This window comes from Acidovorax soli (assembly GCF_014207955.1).
Taxonomy (GTDB): domain Bacteria; phylum Pseudomonadota; class Gammaproteobacteria; order Burkholderiales; family Burkholderiaceae_C; genus Acidovorax; species Acidovorax soli_A.
Map to the genome: position 1 here is coordinate 33649 of NZ_JACHLK010000002.1, position 17156 is coordinate 50804.

Here is a 17156-nt window from a genome sequence, read left to right on the forward strand (position 1 = left end):
GTTGGCAGTGTGCCACGCTCTGCAGGGGGCTGCCCGCAAGCCCCGCCAAACCGTGCTTTGGCGCCTGCCGATGGCGGCTAAACTCGCGCCTATGGCAAAGAGCTTCGATTTCCACAACACGCCGGGCCACCTGGTGCGCCGCGCGCACCAACGGACCGTGGCGCTTTTCATGGAGGAAACGGCCGGGTTCGACGTGACCCCGGTGCAGTTCGCCATCCTGCACGAGCTGCTGGCCCAGCCCGGCGAAGACCAGGTCACCCTGGCCTCGCGCGTGGCCTTCGATGCCGCCACCTCGGGCTCGGTCATCGGCCGGCTCGAAAAACGCGGCTGGGTGCGGCGCGAGGCCGACACCCGCGACCGGCGCCGCAAGCTGCTGTGGATCACCCCCGAGGGCGAGACCGCCGCACTGCAGATGCGCGATGCCGCCCAGCGTGTGCAGGAGCGCCTGACCGGGCCCCTGAATGCCGAGGAGAGCGCGCTCCTGATGACCCTGCTGACCAAGGTGGTCTACCACCACAAAGACCCCGCCGGCACCTCCGGCGCCTGATCGCTCCCCATGCATGTTTCGCTGCCGGCCGACTGGCTGGTTCCCGACTGGCCTGCGCCGCCCGGTGTGCAGGCGCTGTGCACCACGCGTGCCGGCGGCGTGAGCGCCGCGCCCTACGACCGCCTGAACCTGGGTGCCCATGTCGGTGACGATGCGGCCGCCGTGCAGTCCAACCGCCAGGTGCTGCAGTCCGTGCTGCAGGCCACCACGGCGAACGCACGTGCGGTTTTTTTGAACCAGGTGCATGGCACCGATGCCGTGCGGATCGACCTGGCCACGCCCGACGCCACCACGGCCGATGCCTGCCTGGCCACCGCGCCCGGGGCCGTGTGCACCATCATGGTGGCCGACTGCCTGCCCGTGTTGTTCGCGCACCGCTCGGGCCACGTGGTCGCGGCGGCCCATGCCGGCTGGCGCGGCCTGGCGGGGGCGCAGGGGCAGGGCGTGCTCGAATCCACCGTGAAAGGCCTGGGGGAGCAGGGCGCGCCTGCGGCCGAGGTCATCGCCTGGCTCGGGCCCTGCATCGGGCCCACGGCCTTCGAGGTGGGGGCCGAGGTGCGCGCTGCGTTCTGTGGCCATGACCCGGCCGCCGAGGCCTGCTTCGTGGCCCAGCCCGGCGGCAAGTTCCTGGCCGATCTGGCGGGCCTGGCCCGCCTGCGCCTGGCCGCGCTGGGCATCACGGGCATCTACGGCAACGATGGCACGGCCCCCTGGTGCACCGTGGGCAATGCCTCACGGTTCTTTTCGCACCGGCGCGACACCGCCGTCCTGGGCGGCAGCGGGCGCTTCGCCGCCTGCATCTGGCGCGCTTGAATCCGCATCCGCCTTTGCGGCGCGAAGGGCTGCCTGCTCGGCATCCCAGGCCGCCTGTTCCATCTGCTCGCGCTGCTTGAGGGCCCGCTTGCGGGAGGGCGTGCCCAGGATGTAGACGAGGATGCCCATGGGCAGCAGCCCGTAGAGCACGAAGGTGACGATGGCACCGAGCACCGTGCCCGTGGTGTTGGTGGCCTCGGCCACGGCCATCATGAGGGTGACATACAGCCAGGCAATGACGATCAGGTACATTGTTTGCGTGATCCAACGTGTTACAGGTTGCCAGCCCTTGCCGGGTGGGCAACAATCAAGCCACCGAGATGCCGGAACACCATGACAGGGATAGGAGACGGGATGAGTTCAGAATCGATCTGGGACCAGAGCGCCCAGCAGTTCCAGCAGATTTTCGGTCAAGGTTGGGCACAGGCCGTCCAATCCTTCCAGAAAATGGACCTGGGTGCGCCCGCAGGTGCCGCCGCGGCCACCCCCGTGCAATTGTCGCCCGACAAGCTGCAGGCGCTGCAAAAGCAATACCTGGAAGAGGCACAGGCCTTGTGGGCGCAGAGCCTGCAGGGCAAGGCCGAGGTCAAGGACAAACGCTTTGCCGGTGAAGGCTGGGCCAGCAACCCGGTGGCCGCCTTTTCTGCTGCCGCCTACCTGCTCAACGCCCGCACCCTGATGGGCCTGGCCGATGCGGTGGAAGCCGACGAGAAGACCCGTGCCCGCATCCGCTTCGGCGTGGAGCAGTGGATGGCCGCCATGGCACCCAGCAACTTCCTGGCCTTCAACGCCGAAGCGCAGAAGAAGGCCATCGAGACCAAGGGCGAGAGCATCGCCAAGGGCATGCAGAACCTGCTGCACGACCTGCAGCAAGGCCATGTCTCGATGACCGACGAAAGCCTGTTTGAGGTGGGCCGCAACGTGGCCACCACCGAGGGCGCCGTGGTGTTCGAGAACGAGCTGTTCCAGCTGCTCGAGTACAAGCCCCTCACGGCCAAGGTCTACGAGCGCCCCTTCCTGCTGGTGCCGCCGTGCATCAACAAGTTCTACATCCTGGACCTGCAGCCCGACAACTCGCTGATCCGCTATGCGGTGAGCGAAGGCCACCATACCTTCGTCGTGAGCTGGCGCAACCCCGACGATTCCCTGGGCAAGAAGACCTGGGACAACTATGTCGAGGACGGCGCCATCGCCGCCATCGAGGTGGTGCAGGCCATCACCGGCGCCGGGCAGATCAACGCCCTGGGCTTCTGCGTGGGCGGCACCATCCTCTCCAACGCGCTCACGGTGCTGGCCGCACGCGGCCAGGAGCCCGTGGCCAGCGCCACCTTCCTGACCACGCTGATCGACTTCACCGACACCGGCATCCTGGACGTCTTCATCGACGAGAACTTCGTCAAGTTCCGCGAGATGCAGATGGGCAGCGGCGGCTTGATGAAGGGCCAGGACCTGGCCTCGACTTTCAGCTTCCTGCGCCCCAACGACCTGGTCTGGAACTACGTGGTGGGCAACTACCTCAAGGGCGAGACGCCGCCGCCCTTCGACCTGCTCTACTGGAACAGCGACAGCACCAACCTGCCCGGGCCGTTCTACGCCTGGTACCTGCGCAATTTCTACCTCGAGAACAACCTGGTCAAGCCGGGCAAGCTCACCGTCTGCGGCGAGAAGATGGACCTGGGCCAGCTCACGCTGCCCACCTACATCTACGGCTCGCGCGAGGACCACATCGTGCCGGCCACCGCGGCCTATGCCTCGACCCAGGTGCTGCCGGGCAAGAAGCGCTTCGTGATGGGGGCCTCGGGCCACATCGCGGGCGTGATCAACCCGCCCGCCAAGGGCAAGCGCAGCCACTGGATCCGTGCCGACGGCAAGTTCCCCGGCACGCTCGACCAATGGCTGCAGGGCGCCACCGAGCACCCGGGCAGCTGGTGGACCGACTGGTCCGCCTGGCTCAAGGGCCACGCCGGCAAGCAGATCGCCGCGCCCAAGGCCTATGGCAAGGGCACGAAGTTCAAGGCCATCGAGCCCGCGCCCGGCCGTTACGTCCAGCAAAAGGCCTGATGGCCTTGCCTGAGACAATAGATCCCCAGACATCCACCTCCAGAAAAGAAGGACATTCCATGGAAGACATCGTCATCGTTTCGGCCACCCGCACCGCGGTGGGCAAGTTTGGCGGCGCACTGGCAAAGGTGCCCGCCACCGAGCTGGGCTCGATCGTGATCCGCGAAGCCATCACGCGCGCCGGCCTGTCGGCCGGCCAGGTGGGTGAAGTCATCATGGGCCAGGTGCTGACGGCCGGCGTGGGCCAGAACCCTGCGCGCCAGGCCTCCATGAAGGCCGGCGTGGCCCAGGAAACGCCTGCGCTCACCATCAACGCCGTCTGCGGCTCGGGCCTCAAGGCCGTGATGCTGGCCGCCCAGGCCGTGGCCTGGGGCGACAGCGAGATCGTCGTGGCCGGCGGCCAGGAAAGCATGAGCCTGGCGCCCCACGTGCTGCCGAACTCGCGCGACGGCCAGCGCATGGGCGACTGGAAGATGGTCGACACCATGATCGTGGACGGCCTGTGGGACGTGTACAACCAGTACCACATGGGCATCACGGCCGAGAACGTGGCCAAGCAGTACGGCATCACCCGCGAACAGCAGGACGCCCTGGCCCTGAACAGCCAGCTCAAGGCCGCTGCCGCGCAGGACGCCGGCAAGTTCGCCTACGAGATCGTGGACGTGGCCCTGGCGCAGAAGAAGGGCGACCCCATCTTCTTCAACACCGACGAATACCTCAACCGCAAGACCAACGCCGACGCCCTGGCCGGCCTGCGCCCCGCCTTCGACAAGGCCGGCACGGTCACGGCCGGCAATGCCTCGGGCCTGAACGACGGCGCTGCCGCCGTGGTGGTGATGACCGCCAAGAAGGCCGCCGCCCTGGGCCTCAAGCCCCTGGCGCGCATCGCCTCCTTTGGCACCACCGGCCTGGACCCCGCCACCATGGGCATGGGCCCCGTGTCGGCCACGCGCAAGGCCCTGCAGCGTGCCGGCTGGAACGCCGCCGATGTGGACCTGTTCGAGCTGAACGAAGCCTTTGCCGCGCAGGCCTGCGCGGTGAACAAGGAACTCGAGATCGATCCTGGCAAGGTCAACGTCAACGGCGGTGCCATCGCCATCGGCCACCCCATCGGTGCGTCGGGCTGCCGCATCCTGGTGACCCTGCTGCACGAGATGCAGCGCCGCGACGCCAAGAAGGGCGTGGCCGCACTGTGCATCGGCGGTGGCATGGGCGTGTCCCTGGCGCTGGAGCGCTGATCACCCCCGGCGCAGCACCCAGCGGTGCTGCAGCCAGCCAAAGCCCACCAACTGGTGGGCTTTTTTCATGGCCCGGGCCCGCTCAGCCGGTGAAGCCCGCCAGCTTGAGCGTGTGCGAGCGGCCCAGCCACACTGCGCAGTCGCGGTGGTCGCGCAGGCCATCGCCGGTATTGGGGTGGGCGAACACGTCGAGCGCGCCGTGGTTGAGCGCCAGCCAGCCCATCACGTGGGTGAACCCGGCCGGGCCGAAGGCGAGTTGGTAGCTCCACATCGGGTGCGGGCCCACGGGCCGCTCATGGAAGCGGCCGATCTCCACATGCCCCGCCAGCTCCCGGGCAATCGTTTCGCGCAGCGCCCAGGCTGCGTCCCGGCTCGATGCATCGAAGTAGACATGGGCGTGCCAGTCGCGGATGAGGGCAGGGTCGAGCAGGGGCATGGGCGGCATGTTACGGCCTGGCCTGCCACCGTGCAGGGCTCGCCTGAGAAGCCCCTGTGGCCTCGGTGCGGCGGGCAGTGTCTGGTTTGCGCATCACCTGTGCGCGGTGTGCGGGCCCAGAGGCCCTCCGGGCCTTGGCGCGCCGTGGAGTGCGCGCTACATTGGGCGATTCGGCCGCCGTGGTGCGGCCCCTTGTTTGGCCGAGGCTCCGACACCATGGCACTGACCCGACTTTCCGCTTCCTCGCTGCTGGCCCTGGCCCTGACAGGCGCCGCACATGCGAGCCCGACCGAGTGCGGCTCGGGCGCCCGCTACACCGCTGCGCAGGCCGAGATCGACGCTGCGCTCAAGACCGTGGGCGACGGGCCGCAGCGCAACCGGGCGCGCCTGGAGTCGCAGCTCAAGACCAGCGGGGCCGCGCGCGGCTGGTCGCAGGAGCAGCAGGCCGAGATGCTGCGCCGGGCCTACAGCTCCGCGGGCTACTGGGAGCTGGAAAAGCAAAAGCAGCCCCACGTGTCCACGCTCATGCAGGCGGTGACGGCCAGCTCCGGCCCCGACCCGCGGCTCTCCAAGTGCACGGCCGCCAAGCAGGTGAAGGCCAGCGCCTGGGCCGTGGCCGACATCCACAGCCGCCAGTACGCCTATGTGGCGCGTGAGGTGGGCATCATCAGCCAGGCCGTCCAGACCAAGGCGCGCTGAGGCCGGCTGCATGGTCGCGGTGGATGTCCATTAGGGGCACAGGGCATGGCACCGCAGCTTTCAATCCGTGTCGAGGAAACCGGCCGCACGATGGTGCCGTGCCCGTGCGGCTGCGCCACCCTGCGCGAGCGCCTCGATGGTGTGCTCCATCTGCCGAATGGCGGTGGCTGGTTCCGTGCCCTGTTGCTGCAAGAGCCTGGCGAGGATGGTGCCATCTGGCTGGCCATCGTCACGGGGGGATCGGCAGAGGATCCTCGGGACTGGCTGGTCACGCTGCACGGCAACGTGGAAGGCGCGCGCATCGAGGACCCAGGCGCATCGCCCATTGCAGCGCCACAAGGCTATTCGGGCCGGCTTGTCACGCGAGAGGAGCTGTTGGCCATCGACGGGGCGCCAGCGTTCTACTTTGCCTGCTTCGATGCGCTCATTGAGCAGCATTCGCGCATGCGCGCTTTCCTGGCGGAGTGACAGGCCGGGCCGTTCGTATCCATTGTCCATTGCGCCGTGCGCCACCCGCGACGCATGGAACTGGCGCGGCCAAGGCCAGTGCCCTAGCGCAAGGGCCGCCAAGCCTGCCTGCGCAAGCTTGGACGTGCCTGAAGAGTGGCCGCCTCTGGCGGACACACCGAGGCGCAAAGCGCCTCTGGGGGATTTCAAGGTGTGGCCAGGCGCTGCAGCAGCTCGGCCGTGGGGTAGCCGTCGGCCACCACGCCGATGCTCTGCTGGTACTGGCGCAGCCCGGTGCGCGTGGCCGGGCCCATCACGCCGTCGGGCGTGCCGGCGTTGAAGCCGCGCTGGTTGAGCTGCTCCTGCATCTGCTGCAGCTGGCTGCGCGACAGGGGCGCGAGGTCGCGCGGCCAGGCGGCCACCACGCCGGTGCCGCCCTCGATCTGGCGCGCCAGCAGGCCCACGGCCAGGGCGTAGCTCACCGAGTTGTTGTAGCGCAGGATGGTGCGGAAATTGGGCCCCACCAGGAAGGCCGGGCCGCGCGCGCCAGCCGGCGTGGCGATGGAGGCAGCGTCCAGCGCGGGCAGGGGCTGGCCGTCCATGCCCTGCACGCCCTCGGCGGCCCACTGCGCAGCCGGCTGGCGCACATTCTGCTCGGCGCGCGCGTAGTCGAAGCCCGGCGGCAGCCGCACTTCCACGCCCCAGGGCTGGCCGGCCTGCCAGCCCATGCGCGCGAGGAAGTGGGCGGTGGAGGCGGTCACGTCGGGGATGCTGCCCCAGATGTCGCGGTGGCCATCGCCATCGGCATCCACCGCATAGGCCAGGAAGACCGAGGGCAGGAACTGCGTGTGCCCCATGGCGCCGGCCCAGGAGCCGACCATGCGCTCGTCGCTGATGTCGCCCTGGTCCAGGATGCGCAGGGCTGCCAGCAGTTCGCTGCGCGCCCAGGCGGCGCGCCGGCCCTCGAAGCCGAGCGTGGCCAGCGCATCCACCGCGCGGAAGCTGCCGAAGTTGCTGCCGTAGTTGCTCTCCATGCCCCAGATGGCGGTGATGATGGAGGCCGGCACGCCATAGCGTGTGGCGGCTGCGTCGATGGCCGCCTGGTGTGCGGCCCGCTGGGCCTGGCCCTGGGCGATGCGCTGGGCCGACACGGCGCTGTCCAGGTAGGCCCAGGGCGTGCGGCTGAATTCGGGCTGGGCGCGGTCGAGCTCGATCACGCGCGGTTGCAGCCGGGCATGGCCCAGCGCCTGTTGCACTGTGGCAGGGCGGATGCCGGCGGCCAGGGCTTCGCGCGAAAAGGACTCGACCCATGCGGCAAAGCCGGCCTGCTCGGCGTCCTGGGGTGGCTGCGCTGTCTGCACGACAGGCGTGGGCGCTGGAGCCGGTACCGCAACGGGGCGGGGCACGGGTGCTGAGGCTGTGGGGGGCAGGGGAGCCGGGGGCGTGGCGCATCCCGACAGGGCCAGGGCGCCTGTGAGGGCCAGGATGGTCAAGGCGGGACGGGTTGTCGGAAAAGAAAAATGCGAAACCAAGGGAATTGAAAGCGTTCTGGGCATGCCCCATTGTCCCGTGCCCGGCATACTTGCGCCTTCTGGTGTTTCTGACCGTAGCAATTTCCTTTCATGCATACCTTTCTCTGGCACGACTACGAAACCTTCGGGGCCAATACGCGCCGTGATCGGCCTGCGCAGTTCGCGGCCATACGCACCGATGCCGAGCTCAACGAGGTCGGCGAGCCGCTGAACATCTTCTGCCAACCCGCCAGCGACTACCTGCCCGACCCCGTGTCGTGCCTGATCACCGGTATCACCCCCCAGCGGTGCCTGGAGCAGGGCATGCCCGAGCACGCCTTTGCCGCCCGCATCGAGGCCGAGCTGGCGCGGCCCGGCACCATCGGCGTGGGCTACAACACCATCCGCTTCGACGACGAGATCACGCGCTTCATGTTCTGGCGCAACCTGATCGACCCGTATGCGCGCGAATGGCAGAACCAGTGCGGCCGCTGGGACCTGCTGGACGTGGTGCGCATGACCTACGCGCTGCGCCCCGAGGGCATCACCTGGCCCAAGAAGGAAGACGGCTCGCCGAGCTTCAAGCTCGAAGACCTGTCCAAGGCCAACGGCCTGCTGCACGAGGCCGCGCACGATGCCCTGTCGGACGTGCGTGCCACCATCGCCCTGGCGCGCCTGATCCGCCAGCACAACACCAAGCTGTTCGACTTTGCGCTCGGCCTGCACAAGAAGGACCGCGTGGCGGCCGAGCTGCGCCTGCCGGCCACGGCCATCACGGCCAAGCCCTTTTTGCACGTCTCGGGCATGTTCCCGGTGGAGCGCGGCTGCCTGGCCGTGATGTGGCCGCTGGCCAGCCACCCGACCAACAAGAACGAGCTGATCGCCTGGGACCTGGCGCACGACCCCACGCCGCTGGCCAGCATGGGTGTGGAGGAGATCCGGCTGCGCATGTTCTCGCGTGCGGCCGACCTGCCCGAGGGCGTGACCCGCCTGCCCATCAAGACCATCCACCTGAACAAGTCGCCCATGGTGGTGGGCAACGTCAACACCCTCACGGCCGAACGTGCGCGCCACTGGAAGATGGACCTGGCCCAGGCCGCGCAGCATGCCGAGATCGCGCGCGTGCTGCCCGACATGAGCGCCATCTGGCCCGAGGTGTTCGCACGCCCCGAGGAGCCCCGGCCCGATGTGGACCAGGACCTGTACGGCGGCTTCGTCGGCAACGGCGACCGGCGCCAGCTCACCGACATGCGCGCCATGAGCGGCGAGAAGCTGGCGCGCACGCGCCTGTCGTTCGACGACCCGCGCCTGAAGGAACTGGTCTGGCGCTACCGTGCGCGCAATTTCCCCGACACGCTCACCCCCGAGGAGCATGAGCGCTGGGAGGCGCACCGCGCCGCCTGCCTGTTCGATGGCGCGGGCGGCGCCCGCACGGTGGAGCAGTTGTTCACCGAGATCGACAATCTCTCGGAGACCGCCGACGACGAGCGCACCCAGGACATCCTCGGTGCCCTGTACGATTACGCCGAACAGATAGCGCCCGAGCGCTGAGTTCTTGTCTTCCCAGATTCCGCACAGTAGCAAGCCCGTATTTCCATGAGCAGCAGCAACGACCAGCCCACCCACCAGTTCACCACCCAGATCGTGCATGCCGACCGCCTGGCCGGCACCGAGTACGGTGCGGTGCACCAACCCATCCACACCTCGGTGCAGTACGGCTACGAGAAGGTGGAAGACCTGATCGGGGTGTTCCAGGGCACCTACAAGGGCGGCTTCAACTACGCCCGCCAGGGCACGCCCACCACGGCGGCGCTGGAGGCCAAGGTCACGCAGATGGAGCGCGGCCAGGGCTCCATTGTGTTCTCGACCGGCATGGCGGCCGTCTGCGCCACGTTCCTCACCCTGCTCAAGGCGGGCGACCACCTGCTGGCCAGCAAGTTTGTTTTCGGCAACACCAACAGTGTCTTCGGCACCCTGGCCGACCTGGGCATCGAAGTGACCACGGTCGATGTGACCGATGTGGCCCAGGTGGCCGCAGCCGTGCGCCCCAACACGCGCATGGTGTTCGTGGAGACCATCGCCAACCCCGGCACGCAGATCCCCGACCTCGAAGCCATCGGCACGCTGTGCAAGGAGCGCGGCCTGCTCTATGTGGTGGACAACACCGTGGCCTCGCCCTACCTGTTCCGCCCCGTGACCGTGGGCGCCGGGCTGGTCATCAACTCGCTGACCAAGAGCATCGGCGGCCTGGGCGATGCCCTGGGCGGCGCGGTCACCGACACCGGCCTGTTCGACTGGGGCAACTACCCCAACATCTTCGCCCCCTACCGCAAGGGCGACGCCCGGGGCTGGGGCCTGCAGCAGATCCGCAAGAAGGGCCTGCGCGACATGGGGGGCATGCTCTCGTCCCATGCCGCGCACCAGCTGGCGCTGGGCGCCGAAACCCTGGCCATCCGCATGGACCGCACCAGCGCCACGGCCCTGGCTCTGGCGCAGTGGCTGGAGCAGCACCCCGCGATTGCCCGCGTGCACTACCCCATGCTCGAGTCCCATCCCCAGCACGCCATCGCGCGCAAGCACTTCAAGGCCGGCTCGTGGCTGCTGGCCTTCGAGCTGCGCGATGCCGAGCAATGCCTGGCTTTTTGCAACCGCTTGCAACTGCCGATCAAGGCCACGGGCCTGGCCGACACGCGCACGCTCATCATCCCGGTGGCGCACACCATCTTCTGGGAGGCCGGCCCGGCCGTGCGCGCCAACATGGGCATTGGCGACGGCATGATCCGTCTGTCGCTGGGGCTCGAAGAGTTCGAAGACCTGCAGGCCGACTTCGCGCAGGCACTTGCCTAAAACCCTGGTTCCAACTGGCCTGCGCAAGATTGCGTAAGGCCGGCATGCTAAGGTTTCCTGAAATGCCGGGCAGCATGAAGAACTGCCCCGGCTGCAAGGAGACAAGCCCATGCACCTGGAGCCCACCGCCCTGGCGGCGCCGCGCGACCTGATTCCCCATGCCCATGCGCGCTCGGCCGCCTTCGGCCTGCGCGCGCAGGACACCCTGGACGCCATGCCCCTGGCCAGTGCGGACCTGCGTTGCGCGCTGCAGCGCAACCGGGTGCTCACCGACCACGCGCTGCCGGTGATGGAGACGCTCTACCACCAGATAGCGGGCACCCACAGCATGGTGCTGCTGACCGACCCCGAGGGTGTGATCCTGCACGCCCTGGGCGACGACGATTTCGTGGCCCGGGCCGACCGCGTGGCCCTGCGCCCCGGCGGGGTGTGGACCGAGGAGCGCAAGGGCACCAATGCCATCGGCACCGCACTGGCCCTGGGCCAGGCCGTGCAGGTGCATGCCGGCCAGCACTACCTGCGTGCCAACCAGTTCCTCACCTGCTCGTGCGTGCCCATCCTGGACCCGCAGGGCAGGGCGCTGGGCGCCATCGACGTGAGCGGCGACCACCGCAGCCAGAGCAAGCACACCATGGCGCTGGTGCGCATGTCCGCCCAGATGGTGGAAAACCACCTCTGGAACCAGGTGCACGAGGACGCGGTGCGCCTGCACTTCCATGCCCGGCCCGAGTTCCTGGGCACGCTGGTCGAGGGCCTGGCCGCCTTCACCCCCGACGGGCGCTTTCTCTCGGCCAACCGCAGCGGTCAGTTCCAGCTGGGGCTGTCGCACAGTGCGTTGCAGGCCCATACCTTCGGCTCGCTGTTCGGCGTGGACCTGGGCCAGGTGCTGGACCAGTGCCGCAGGGCGCCCGGTGCACTGCTCACGCTGCGCCTGCCCGGCGGCGTGACCGTGGTGGCCCGGCCCGAGCACCGGCCGCAGGCCGAGCGGCTGTGGATCGCCGCCGACGCCGCCGAACCCGTGCGCGCGCCTGCGCGGCCTGCTGCCAGGCCGGGCGGGCTCTCGGGCCTGCGCTACCTGAACACCGGCGACCCGGCCCTGGCCCAGGCCATCGAGCGCGTCACCAAGCTGCTGGGCCGCGGCATCGCCACGCTGATCCAGGGCGAGACCGGCACCGGCAAGGAGCTGCTGGCCCGCGCCATCCACCATGACGGGCCACGGCGGCAGGCGCCGTTCGTGGCGGTCAACTGCGCGTCCATTCCCGAGTCGCTGATCGAGTCCGAGCTGTTCGGCTACGAGGAGGGCGCCTTCACCGGCGCGCGGCGCAAGGGCAGCCCCGGCAAGATCGTGCAGGCCCATGGCGGCACCTTGTTCCTCGACGAGATCGGCGACATGCCGCTGGCACTGCAGGCGCGCCTGCTGCGCGTGCTGCAGGAGCGCAGCGTGGCCCCCCTGGGCGGCACGCGCCAGATCGAGGTGGATATCCAGCTCGTCTGTGCCACCCACCGCAACCTGCGCGCAATGATGGCAGAGGGCAGCTTCCGCCAGGACCTGTACTACCGCTTGAACGGCCTGGTGGTGCGCCTGCCCGCGCTGCGCGAGCGCAGCGACCTGGCGGCCATCGTGCAGCGCATTCTGCAGTCAGCGGCCGATGCGGGTACGCCGCCGCTGCCGGTGGCGCCCGAGGTGATGGCCCTCTTCGCGCGCTGCGCCTGGCCCGGCAACCTGCGCCAGCTGACCAATGTGCTGCGCACGGCGGCGCTGATGGCCGAGGGCGATACCGCCATCCGGCGCGAGCACCTGCCCGAGGATTTTCTGGAGGAGTGCGAGGCAGCTGCAGCCGTGCCCGCAGCCGCCGATGCACCAGCGCCCGCTGCGCAGCCCCTGCAGGCCATCACCGCTGCCGCCATCGCCCAAGCCCTGGCTGCGCAGGGCGGCAATGTGTCGGCCGTGGCGCGTGCGCTGGGTGTATCGCGCAACACGGTGTACCGGCACCTGCGCGCCCAGGCCGCATGAACTTCAGCTGAACAGCTTCTGCATCTCCGCATAGGGAATCTGCCCCTGCAGCTTGCTGGAGTCGCCCGCCTGCAGGAAATCCGTCGCCAGCGCCGCGGCCTGGCCCCACAAGGCCTGCGGAATGCCGGAGCCCGCGCTGAGCCGCTTCACCCCCAGGGCCTGCAGTTCGGCAGCGTTGGCCAGGCCGCCCCAGGCCATCAGGTTGAGCGGCAGGTTGACACCGGCCACGACGGCCTGGATCTGCGCGGGGCTGGTGAGACCGGGGACGAACAGGCCGTCGACACCAGCGCTCTGGTACAGCCGGCCGCGCGCAATGGCTTCCTCGGCGAAGCGGCCTTCATCGACCAGGCGCGCCAGGACAATGTCCGTGCGCGCATTGACAAACAGGTCCAGCCCGTCCCGGGCCAGCCGCTCCCGGATCGCCTGTACCTTGCGCGCCAGCAGCTCGGGGGGCTTGCGCCCATCTTCAAGGTTGATGCCGGCCACACCTGCGCCGGCCAGGCGCGCGGCCAGGTCCGCCACCTGGGCTGGGTCGTCCGAATAGCCGTCTTCCATGTCCACCGACAGCGGCACCTGCAGCACCCGCACCAGGTTCTTGGCGAAGGCCACCACTACGTCGATGGGCATGGCGTAGCCATCGGCATAGCCCTGCGACCAGGCCACACCGGCACTGGTGGTGGCGATGGCCGTGGCCCCCAGGCTCTCGAAGAGCCGGGCGCTGGCGGCATCCCAGGCGTTGGGCAAGCGCAGCAGGGTGCCATTGGCGTGCAGTGCGCGGAAGGTGGTGGCGGGTGCGGTCATCAGGGTCTCCTCCAGTCAGTCTTTACGCGAGCATACCGCCGTCCACCGTGAGCGCCGTGCCGGTGATGTACTGTGCCTTGGCGCTGGCCAGGAAGGCCACGGCATGGGCGATGTCCTCGCCGCTGCCGTATTTGCCGACGGCAATGGGCTGGCGGATCAGTTCGGACAGCGGCCCCGCGGCCGGGTTCATATCGGTGTCGATGGCGCCCGGCTGCACCAGGTTCACCGTGATGCCCTCGGGCCCGAGTTCGCGCGCCAGGCCTTTGGTGAACGAGGCCAGGGCCGACTTGGACATCGCGTAGATGCTCAAGCCCGGCCACTGCACCTGCTCGGCGAACCAACTGCCGATGTGGATGATGCGCCCGCCCTGGCCCAGGTGGAGGATGGCCGCCTGGCTGGCGATGACCGGCGCACGCACGTTCACGTTCAGGATGGCGTCGATGTCTGCCAGCGCCGCATCCTTCACCGGGCCCATGTGGAAGATGCCGGCGTTGTTGACCAGGATGTCGATGCCGCCGAGGAAGGCCACGGCCTTCTCGACCGAGGCCCGCACAGCCGTGGCGTCTGCGCTGTCGGCCTGGATGGCCGTGCCCCGCCGGCCCAGGGCCTCGATCTCACGCACCACGCCAGCGGCCAGCTCGGCCGACTTCTCGTAGGTGATGGCGACGTCGGCGCCCTCGGCGGCCAGGGTCCTGGCAATCGCGGCGCCGATACCCCGGCTGGCCCCTGTGACGAGGGCGCGTTTGTTGGAAAGCAGCATGGAATTACCTTTCTGTGTTGATCGATACAGAATGATTGCGGCATTGATCTTTGCTGTCAATCGATTTATTGTGTCGATCAACACAAAATTAACGAAAGGTGATTCCCATGCCGGTTCTGGGCCGACCGAGGGCGTTCGACCGCGATGCCGCCTTGCAGGCCGCCGTGGAGGTCTTCTGGCGCCAGGGCTTTCTGGCCACCTCCATGAACGACCTGTGCGCGGCCATGGGCATCCGCTCGCCCAGCCTGTACGCGGCCTTCGGCAGCAAGGAGGCCCTGTACGCCGAGGCCATCGGGCGCTACAGCGCAGCGGCCGACGAGCTGATCTGGAACCACGTTGGTGGCAGTGCCACGGTGCGTGCGGGCATGCAGACCGCGCTGCTGGCGGCTGCCGGGGTCGTGGCGGGCCGCGAGGGCATGCCCTCGGGCTGCATGGTGACGCTGGCCACGGGCGAGGAGTGCCCGGGCGGCTCGCCTGACACCGCCCGGCATGCCCGCGAGGGCTCGCTCGCCAAGCTGCGCGCGGGGCTGGAACGCGCGGTTGCGGCGGGCGAGTTGCCGCAGTCCACGAACATCGACCGGCTGGCCCGCTTCTACCTGGGCGTGGTGCAGGGCATGGCGATCCAGGGGCGTGATGGCGCGGACCTGGCGGATCTGCAGGACATGGCGCGGACCGCCATGGCTGCATGGCCGGAAAAATGAAATCCCCCGGGGTCGCGGCGCGCACCAGGGGGATTCAGGTCAAGCCACCGGGTGGCTTTGCAACGCCTGCAACTCATCCGCGGTGAACGGCCGCGAGCGGATCAGAAAGCGCTTGCCCGTGGGCCGCTCCAGCGAGAACATGCCGCCCCCGCCGGGCACCACGTCCACGGTGATCTGGGTGTGCTCCCACACCGCGAACTGCGGCCGGCTCATGTAGAAGGGCTCGCCGCCGACGTGGCCGAGCAGAACGTCCGAGTCGCCCACCAGGAACTCGCCGCGCGCAAAGCACATGGGTGCGCTGCCGTCGCAGCAGCCGCCCGACTGGTGGAACATCAGCGGGCCGTGCTGGCCGTGGAGCTGGGCGATCAGCGCCAGGGCCTCGGGCGTGGCCAGTACGCGGGCCGGTGGGGCCGGTGGGTCCGTGTCCTGGCCCGGCAAGGCGGCTTCGTGGGCCAGGGTGTCGGCCATGGGCTGCGGGCTCAGAAGAAGCCCAGGGGAGCCTGGGTGTAGCTCACCAGCAGGTTCTTGGTCTGCTGGTAGTGGTCCAGCATCATCTTGTGGTTCTCGCGGCCGATGCCCGACTGCTTGTAGCCGCCGAAGGCCGCGTGCGCAGGGTACTGGTGGTAGCAGTTGGTCCACACGCGCCCGGCCTGGATGCCCCGGCCCATGCGGAAGGCGCGGTTGCCGTCGCGGCTCCAGACTCCGGCGCCCAGGCCGTACAGCGTGTCGTTGGCGATCTCCAGGGCTTCCTCCTCGGTCTTGAAGGTGGTGACCGACAGCACGGGGCCGAAGATCTCTTCCTGGAAGATGCGCATCTTGTTGTGGCCCTTGAACACGGTGGGCTGGATGTAGTAGCCGCCGGCCAGGTCACCAGCGAGGTTGTTGCGCGCGCCGCCGATCAGGCACTGCGCGCCTTCCTGCTTGCCCAGGTCCAGGTAGGAGAGGATCTTTTCAAGCTGCTCCTGCGAGGCCTGCGCACCGATCATGGTGCTCTTGTCGAGTGGGTGGCCCTGCTTGATGGCGGCCACGCGCTTCAAGGCACGCTCCATGAAGCGCTCGTAGATCGACTCCTGGACCAGCGCGCGGCTCGGGCAGGTGCACACCTCGCCCTGGTTGAGCGCGAACATGGCAAAGCCTTCGAGCGCCTTGTCGAAGAAGCCGTCGTCGGCGTCCATCACGTCCTCGAAGAACACGTTGGGGCTCTTGCCGCCCAGCTCCAGCGTCACGGGGATGATGTTCTGGCTGGCGTACTGCATGATCAGCCGGCCCGTGGTGGTTTCGCCCGTGAAGGCGATCTTGGCGATGCGCGGGCTGCTGGCCAGGGGCTTGCCGGCTTCCAGGCCGAAGCCGTTGACCACATTGACCACGCCTGGTGGCAGCAGGTCGGCCACGATCTCCAGCAGCACCAGGATGGAGGCGGGCGTCTGCTCGGCGGGCTTCAAGACCACGCAGTTGCCCGCAGCCAGCGCAGGGGCCAGCTTCCACACCGCCATCAGGATGGGGAAGTTCCAGGGAATGATCTGACCGACCACGCCCAGCGGCTCGTGGAAGTGGTAGGCCATGGTGTCGTGGTCGATCTCGCTGATGCCGCCTTCCTGTGCGCGGATGGCGCCCGCAAAGTAGCGGAAATGGTCGATGGCCAGCGGGATGTCGGCCGCCATGGTCTCGCGCAGGGGCTTGCCGTTGTCGATGGTCTCGGCCACCGCGATGGTCACCAGGTTGGCCTCCATGCGGTCGGCGATCTTGAGCAGGATGTTGGCGCGGTCCGTGGTCGAGGTCTTGCCCCAGGCCGTTTTCGCCTTGTGGGCGGCGTCCAGCGCGGCGTTGATGTCCTTGTCGTTGGAGCGCGGGATGGCGGTGAACACCTGGCCGTTGATGGGCGAGCTGTTCTCGAAATACTGCCCGTCGATGGGGGCCACCCACTGGCCGCCTATGAAGTTGCCGTACTGCTTCTTGTAAGGGTTGGCGATGCCGAGGCTGGCGATTTCTGCCATGTTCATGCTGTGTCTCCTTGGGTGGTTGGGTTGTGCCAGGCGCCGCTCGGCGGGCCTGCACCCGGAGATGGGTGCAATGCCCGTGCCAGCCAGTTCGCGAGGCTGCCGATCCGCTGCAAACCCAGCATCCATGCGGCTTGGGCCCTTTCCGCCGGCAGCGCACGGTGCGTGCGCGGGTTGTGCCACGGAACACCCGTTGTTCAAAAATGGAACAACGGGTGGCACACCGGGGATCGCTGCCTGCGTGCAAAAAGCCACGGCTCGGCATGGCTGTGGCGGTTGCGGGC

At 68.6% G+C, this 17156-nt stretch carries 17 protein-coding genes; 10 read left to right on the top strand and 7 right to left on the bottom strand.

What is annotated here, in order from left to right; genetic code table 11:
• The first annotated feature begins 91 nt into the window (after nucleotides 1–91).
• Both HNP48_RS04620 and pgeF read left to right on the top strand, forming a co-directional pair.
• Entirely contained in the window at nucleotides 92–547 is a 456-nt protein-coding gene (locus tag HNP48_RS04620) for a MarR family winged helix-turn-helix transcriptional regulator (protein ID WP_184855715.1), read from the top strand.
• A 9-nt stretch (nucleotides 548–556) separates the two neighbouring features.
• Nucleotides 557–1360: a peptidoglycan editing factor PgeF gene (gene pgeF / locus HNP48_RS04625; RefSeq protein ID WP_184855716.1), complete on the top strand. Its 804-nt coding sequence runs from the start codon at nucleotides 557–559 to the stop codon at nucleotides 1358–1360.
• Here the strand turns inward: pgeF and HNP48_RS04630 are convergent.
• Nucleotides 1280–1612: a hypothetical protein gene (locus HNP48_RS04630; RefSeq protein ID WP_184855717.1), complete on the bottom strand. Its 333-nt coding sequence runs from the start codon at nucleotides 1610–1612 to the stop codon at nucleotides 1280–1282. The genes pgeF and HNP48_RS04630 overlap by 81 nt on opposite strands.
• A 102-nt stretch (nucleotides 1613–1714) precedes the next feature.
• On the opposite strand from HNP48_RS04630, the gene HNP48_RS04635 reads away from it, so the two are divergent.
• On the top strand, nucleotides 1715–3421 hold the full coding sequence (locus HNP48_RS04635) for an alpha/beta hydrolase (protein ID WP_184855718.1): 1707 nt from the start codon (nucleotides 1715–1717) through the stop codon (nucleotides 3419–3421).
• Nucleotides 3422–3480: 59 nt separating this feature from the next.
• Nucleotides 3481–4659 carry an acetyl-CoA C-acetyltransferase gene (locus HNP48_RS04640; RefSeq protein WP_184855719.1) on the top strand — a complete coding sequence of 393 codons (1179 nt, stop codon included), beginning with the start codon at nucleotides 3481–3483 and terminating at the stop codon, nucleotides 4657–4659.
• 82 nt (nucleotides 4660–4741) lie between these two features.
• Here the strand turns inward: HNP48_RS04640 and HNP48_RS04645 are convergent, their stop codons facing one another.
• Nucleotides 4742–5095, bottom strand: coding sequence for a DOPA 4,5-dioxygenase family protein (locus HNP48_RS04645; RefSeq protein WP_184855720.1), 354 nt, complete (start codon nucleotides 5093–5095; stop codon nucleotides 4742–4744).
• 216 nt (nucleotides 5096–5311) lie between these two features.
• Between HNP48_RS04645 and HNP48_RS04650 the strand changes: the two genes are divergently transcribed.
• On the top strand, nucleotides 5312–5794 hold the full coding sequence (locus HNP48_RS04650) for a hypothetical protein (RefSeq protein WP_184855721.1): 483 nt from the start codon (nucleotides 5312–5314) through the stop codon (nucleotides 5792–5794).
• A gap of 45 nt (nucleotides 5795–5839) precedes the next feature.
• Entirely contained in the window at nucleotides 5840–6262 is a 423-nt protein-coding gene (locus tag HNP48_RS04655) for a hypothetical protein (RefSeq protein WP_184855722.1), read from the top strand.
• Between the two features lie 185 nt (nucleotides 6263–6447).
• Here the strand turns inward: HNP48_RS04655 and HNP48_RS04660 are convergent, their stop codons facing one another.
• Nucleotides 6448–7797: a lytic murein transglycosylase gene (locus tag HNP48_RS04660; RefSeq protein ID WP_184855723.1), complete on the bottom strand. Its 1350-nt coding sequence runs from the start codon at nucleotides 7795–7797 to the stop codon at nucleotides 6448–6450.
• Between the two features lie 66 nt (nucleotides 7798–7863).
• Here HNP48_RS04660 and sbcB point away from each other — a divergent pair, with 66 nt between their 5' ends.
• The 3 genes from sbcB (at nucleotide 7864) to HNP48_RS04675 (ending at nucleotide 12613) form a co-directional block, all read left to right on the top strand.
• The gene (gene sbcB / locus HNP48_RS04665) at nucleotides 7864–9303 is read left to right on the top strand and encodes an exodeoxyribonuclease I (protein ID WP_184855724.1); all 1440 of its coding nucleotides are present in this window, start codon (nucleotides 7864–7866) and stop codon (nucleotides 9301–9303) included.
• Nucleotides 9304–9348: 45 nt separating this feature from the next.
• Nucleotides 9349–10599 carry a cystathionine gamma-synthase family protein gene (locus HNP48_RS04670; protein WP_184855725.1) on the top strand — a complete coding sequence of 417 codons (1251 nt, stop codon included), beginning with the start codon at nucleotides 9349–9351 and terminating at the stop codon, nucleotides 10597–10599.
• Nucleotides 10600–10708: 109 nt separating this feature from the next.
• On the top strand, nucleotides 10709–12613 hold the full coding sequence (locus HNP48_RS04675) for a sigma-54-dependent Fis family transcriptional regulator (protein WP_184855726.1): 1905 nt from the start codon (nucleotides 10709–10711) through the stop codon (nucleotides 12611–12613).
• Nucleotides 12614–12616: 3 nt separating this feature from the next.
• Here the strand turns inward: HNP48_RS04675 and HNP48_RS04680 are convergent, their stop codons facing one another.
• Together HNP48_RS04680 and HNP48_RS04685 are read right to left on the bottom strand one after the other, a co-directional pair.
• Nucleotides 12617–13414, bottom strand: a complete 798-nt coding sequence (locus HNP48_RS04680) for an isocitrate lyase/phosphoenolpyruvate mutase family protein (RefSeq protein WP_184855727.1) — start codon at nucleotides 13412–13414, stop codon at nucleotides 12617–12619.
• Between the two features lie 22 nt (nucleotides 13415–13436).
• Nucleotides 13437–14174 carry an SDR family NAD(P)-dependent oxidoreductase gene (locus HNP48_RS04685; protein ID WP_184855728.1) on the bottom strand — a complete coding sequence of 246 codons (738 nt, stop codon included), beginning with the start codon at nucleotides 14172–14174 and terminating at the stop codon, nucleotides 13437–13439.
• Between the two features lie 107 nt (nucleotides 14175–14281).
• Between HNP48_RS04685 and HNP48_RS04690 the strand changes: the two genes are divergently transcribed.
• Nucleotides 14282–14875: a TetR/AcrR family transcriptional regulator gene (locus HNP48_RS04690; RefSeq protein ID WP_184855729.1), complete on the top strand. Its 594-nt coding sequence runs from the start codon at nucleotides 14282–14284 to the stop codon at nucleotides 14873–14875.
• A 39-nt stretch (nucleotides 14876–14914) separates the two neighbouring features.
• Here the strand turns inward: HNP48_RS04690 and HNP48_RS04695 are convergent, their stop codons facing one another.
• Nucleotides 14915–15343 carry a DUF779 domain-containing protein gene (locus HNP48_RS04695; protein ID WP_184855730.1) on the bottom strand — a complete coding sequence of 143 codons (429 nt, stop codon included), beginning with the start codon at nucleotides 15341–15343 and terminating at the stop codon, nucleotides 14915–14917.
• Nucleotides 15344–15354: 11 nt separating this feature from the next.
• Nucleotides 15355–16875: an aldehyde dehydrogenase gene (gene adh / locus HNP48_RS04700; protein ID WP_184855731.1), complete on the bottom strand. Its 1521-nt coding sequence runs from the start codon at nucleotides 16873–16875 to the stop codon at nucleotides 15355–15357.
• Between the last annotated feature and the right edge of the window lie 281 nt (nucleotides 16876–17156).

What these genes read in the sequence shown, in the direction of transcription:
- HNP48_RS04620 (WP_184855715.1), top strand. Translation starts at nt 92, where the DNA reads ATGGCAAAGAGCTTCGATTTCCACAACACGCCGGGCCACCTGGTGCGC.
- pgeF (WP_184855716.1), top strand. Translation starts at nt 557, where the DNA reads ATGCATGTTTCGCTGCCGGCCGACTGGCTGGTTCCCGACTGGCCTGCG.
- HNP48_RS04630 (WP_184855717.1), bottom strand. Translation starts at nt 1,612, where the DNA reads ATGTACCTGATCGTCATTGCCTGGCTGTATGTCACCCTCATGATGGCC.
- HNP48_RS04635 (WP_184855718.1), top strand. Translation starts at nt 1,715, where the DNA reads ATGAGTTCAGAATCGATCTGGGACCAGAGCGCCCAGCAGTTCCAGCAG.
- HNP48_RS04640 (WP_184855719.1), top strand. Translation starts at nt 3,481, where the DNA reads ATGGAAGACATCGTCATCGTTTCGGCCACCCGCACCGCGGTGGGCAAG.
- HNP48_RS04645 (WP_184855720.1), bottom strand. Translation starts at nt 5,095, where the DNA reads ATGCCCCTGCTCGACCCTGCCCTCATCCGCGACTGGCACGCCCATGTC.
- HNP48_RS04650 (WP_184855721.1), top strand. Translation starts at nt 5,312, where the DNA reads ATGGCACTGACCCGACTTTCCGCTTCCTCGCTGCTGGCCCTGGCCCTG.
- HNP48_RS04655 (WP_184855722.1), top strand. Translation starts at nt 5,840, where the DNA reads ATGGCACCGCAGCTTTCAATCCGTGTCGAGGAAACCGGCCGCACGATG.
- HNP48_RS04660 (WP_184855723.1), bottom strand. Translation starts at nt 7,797, where the DNA reads ATGCCCAGAACGCTTTCAATTCCCTTGGTTTCGCATTTTTCTTTTCCG.
- sbcB (WP_184855724.1), top strand. Translation starts at nt 7,864, where the DNA reads ATGCATACCTTTCTCTGGCACGACTACGAAACCTTCGGGGCCAATACG.
- HNP48_RS04670 (WP_184855725.1), top strand. Translation starts at nt 9,349, where the DNA reads ATGAGCAGCAGCAACGACCAGCCCACCCACCAGTTCACCACCCAGATC.
- HNP48_RS04675 (WP_184855726.1), top strand. Translation starts at nt 10,709, where the DNA reads ATGCACCTGGAGCCCACCGCCCTGGCGGCGCCGCGCGACCTGATTCCC.
- HNP48_RS04680 (WP_184855727.1), bottom strand. Translation starts at nt 13,414, where the DNA reads ATGACCGCACCCGCCACCACCTTCCGCGCACTGCACGCCAATGGCACC.
- HNP48_RS04685 (WP_184855728.1), bottom strand. Translation starts at nt 14,174, where the DNA reads ATGCTGCTTTCCAACAAACGCGCCCTCGTCACAGGGGCCAGCCGGGGT.
- HNP48_RS04690 (WP_184855729.1), top strand. Translation starts at nt 14,282, where the DNA reads ATGCCGGTTCTGGGCCGACCGAGGGCGTTCGACCGCGATGCCGCCTTG.
- HNP48_RS04695 (WP_184855730.1), bottom strand. Translation starts at nt 15,343, where the DNA reads ATGGCCGACACCCTGGCCCACGAAGCCGCCTTGCCGGGCCAGGACACG.
- adh (WP_184855731.1), bottom strand. Translation starts at nt 16,875, where the DNA reads ATGAACATGGCAGAAATCGCCAGCCTCGGCATCGCCAACCCTTACAAG.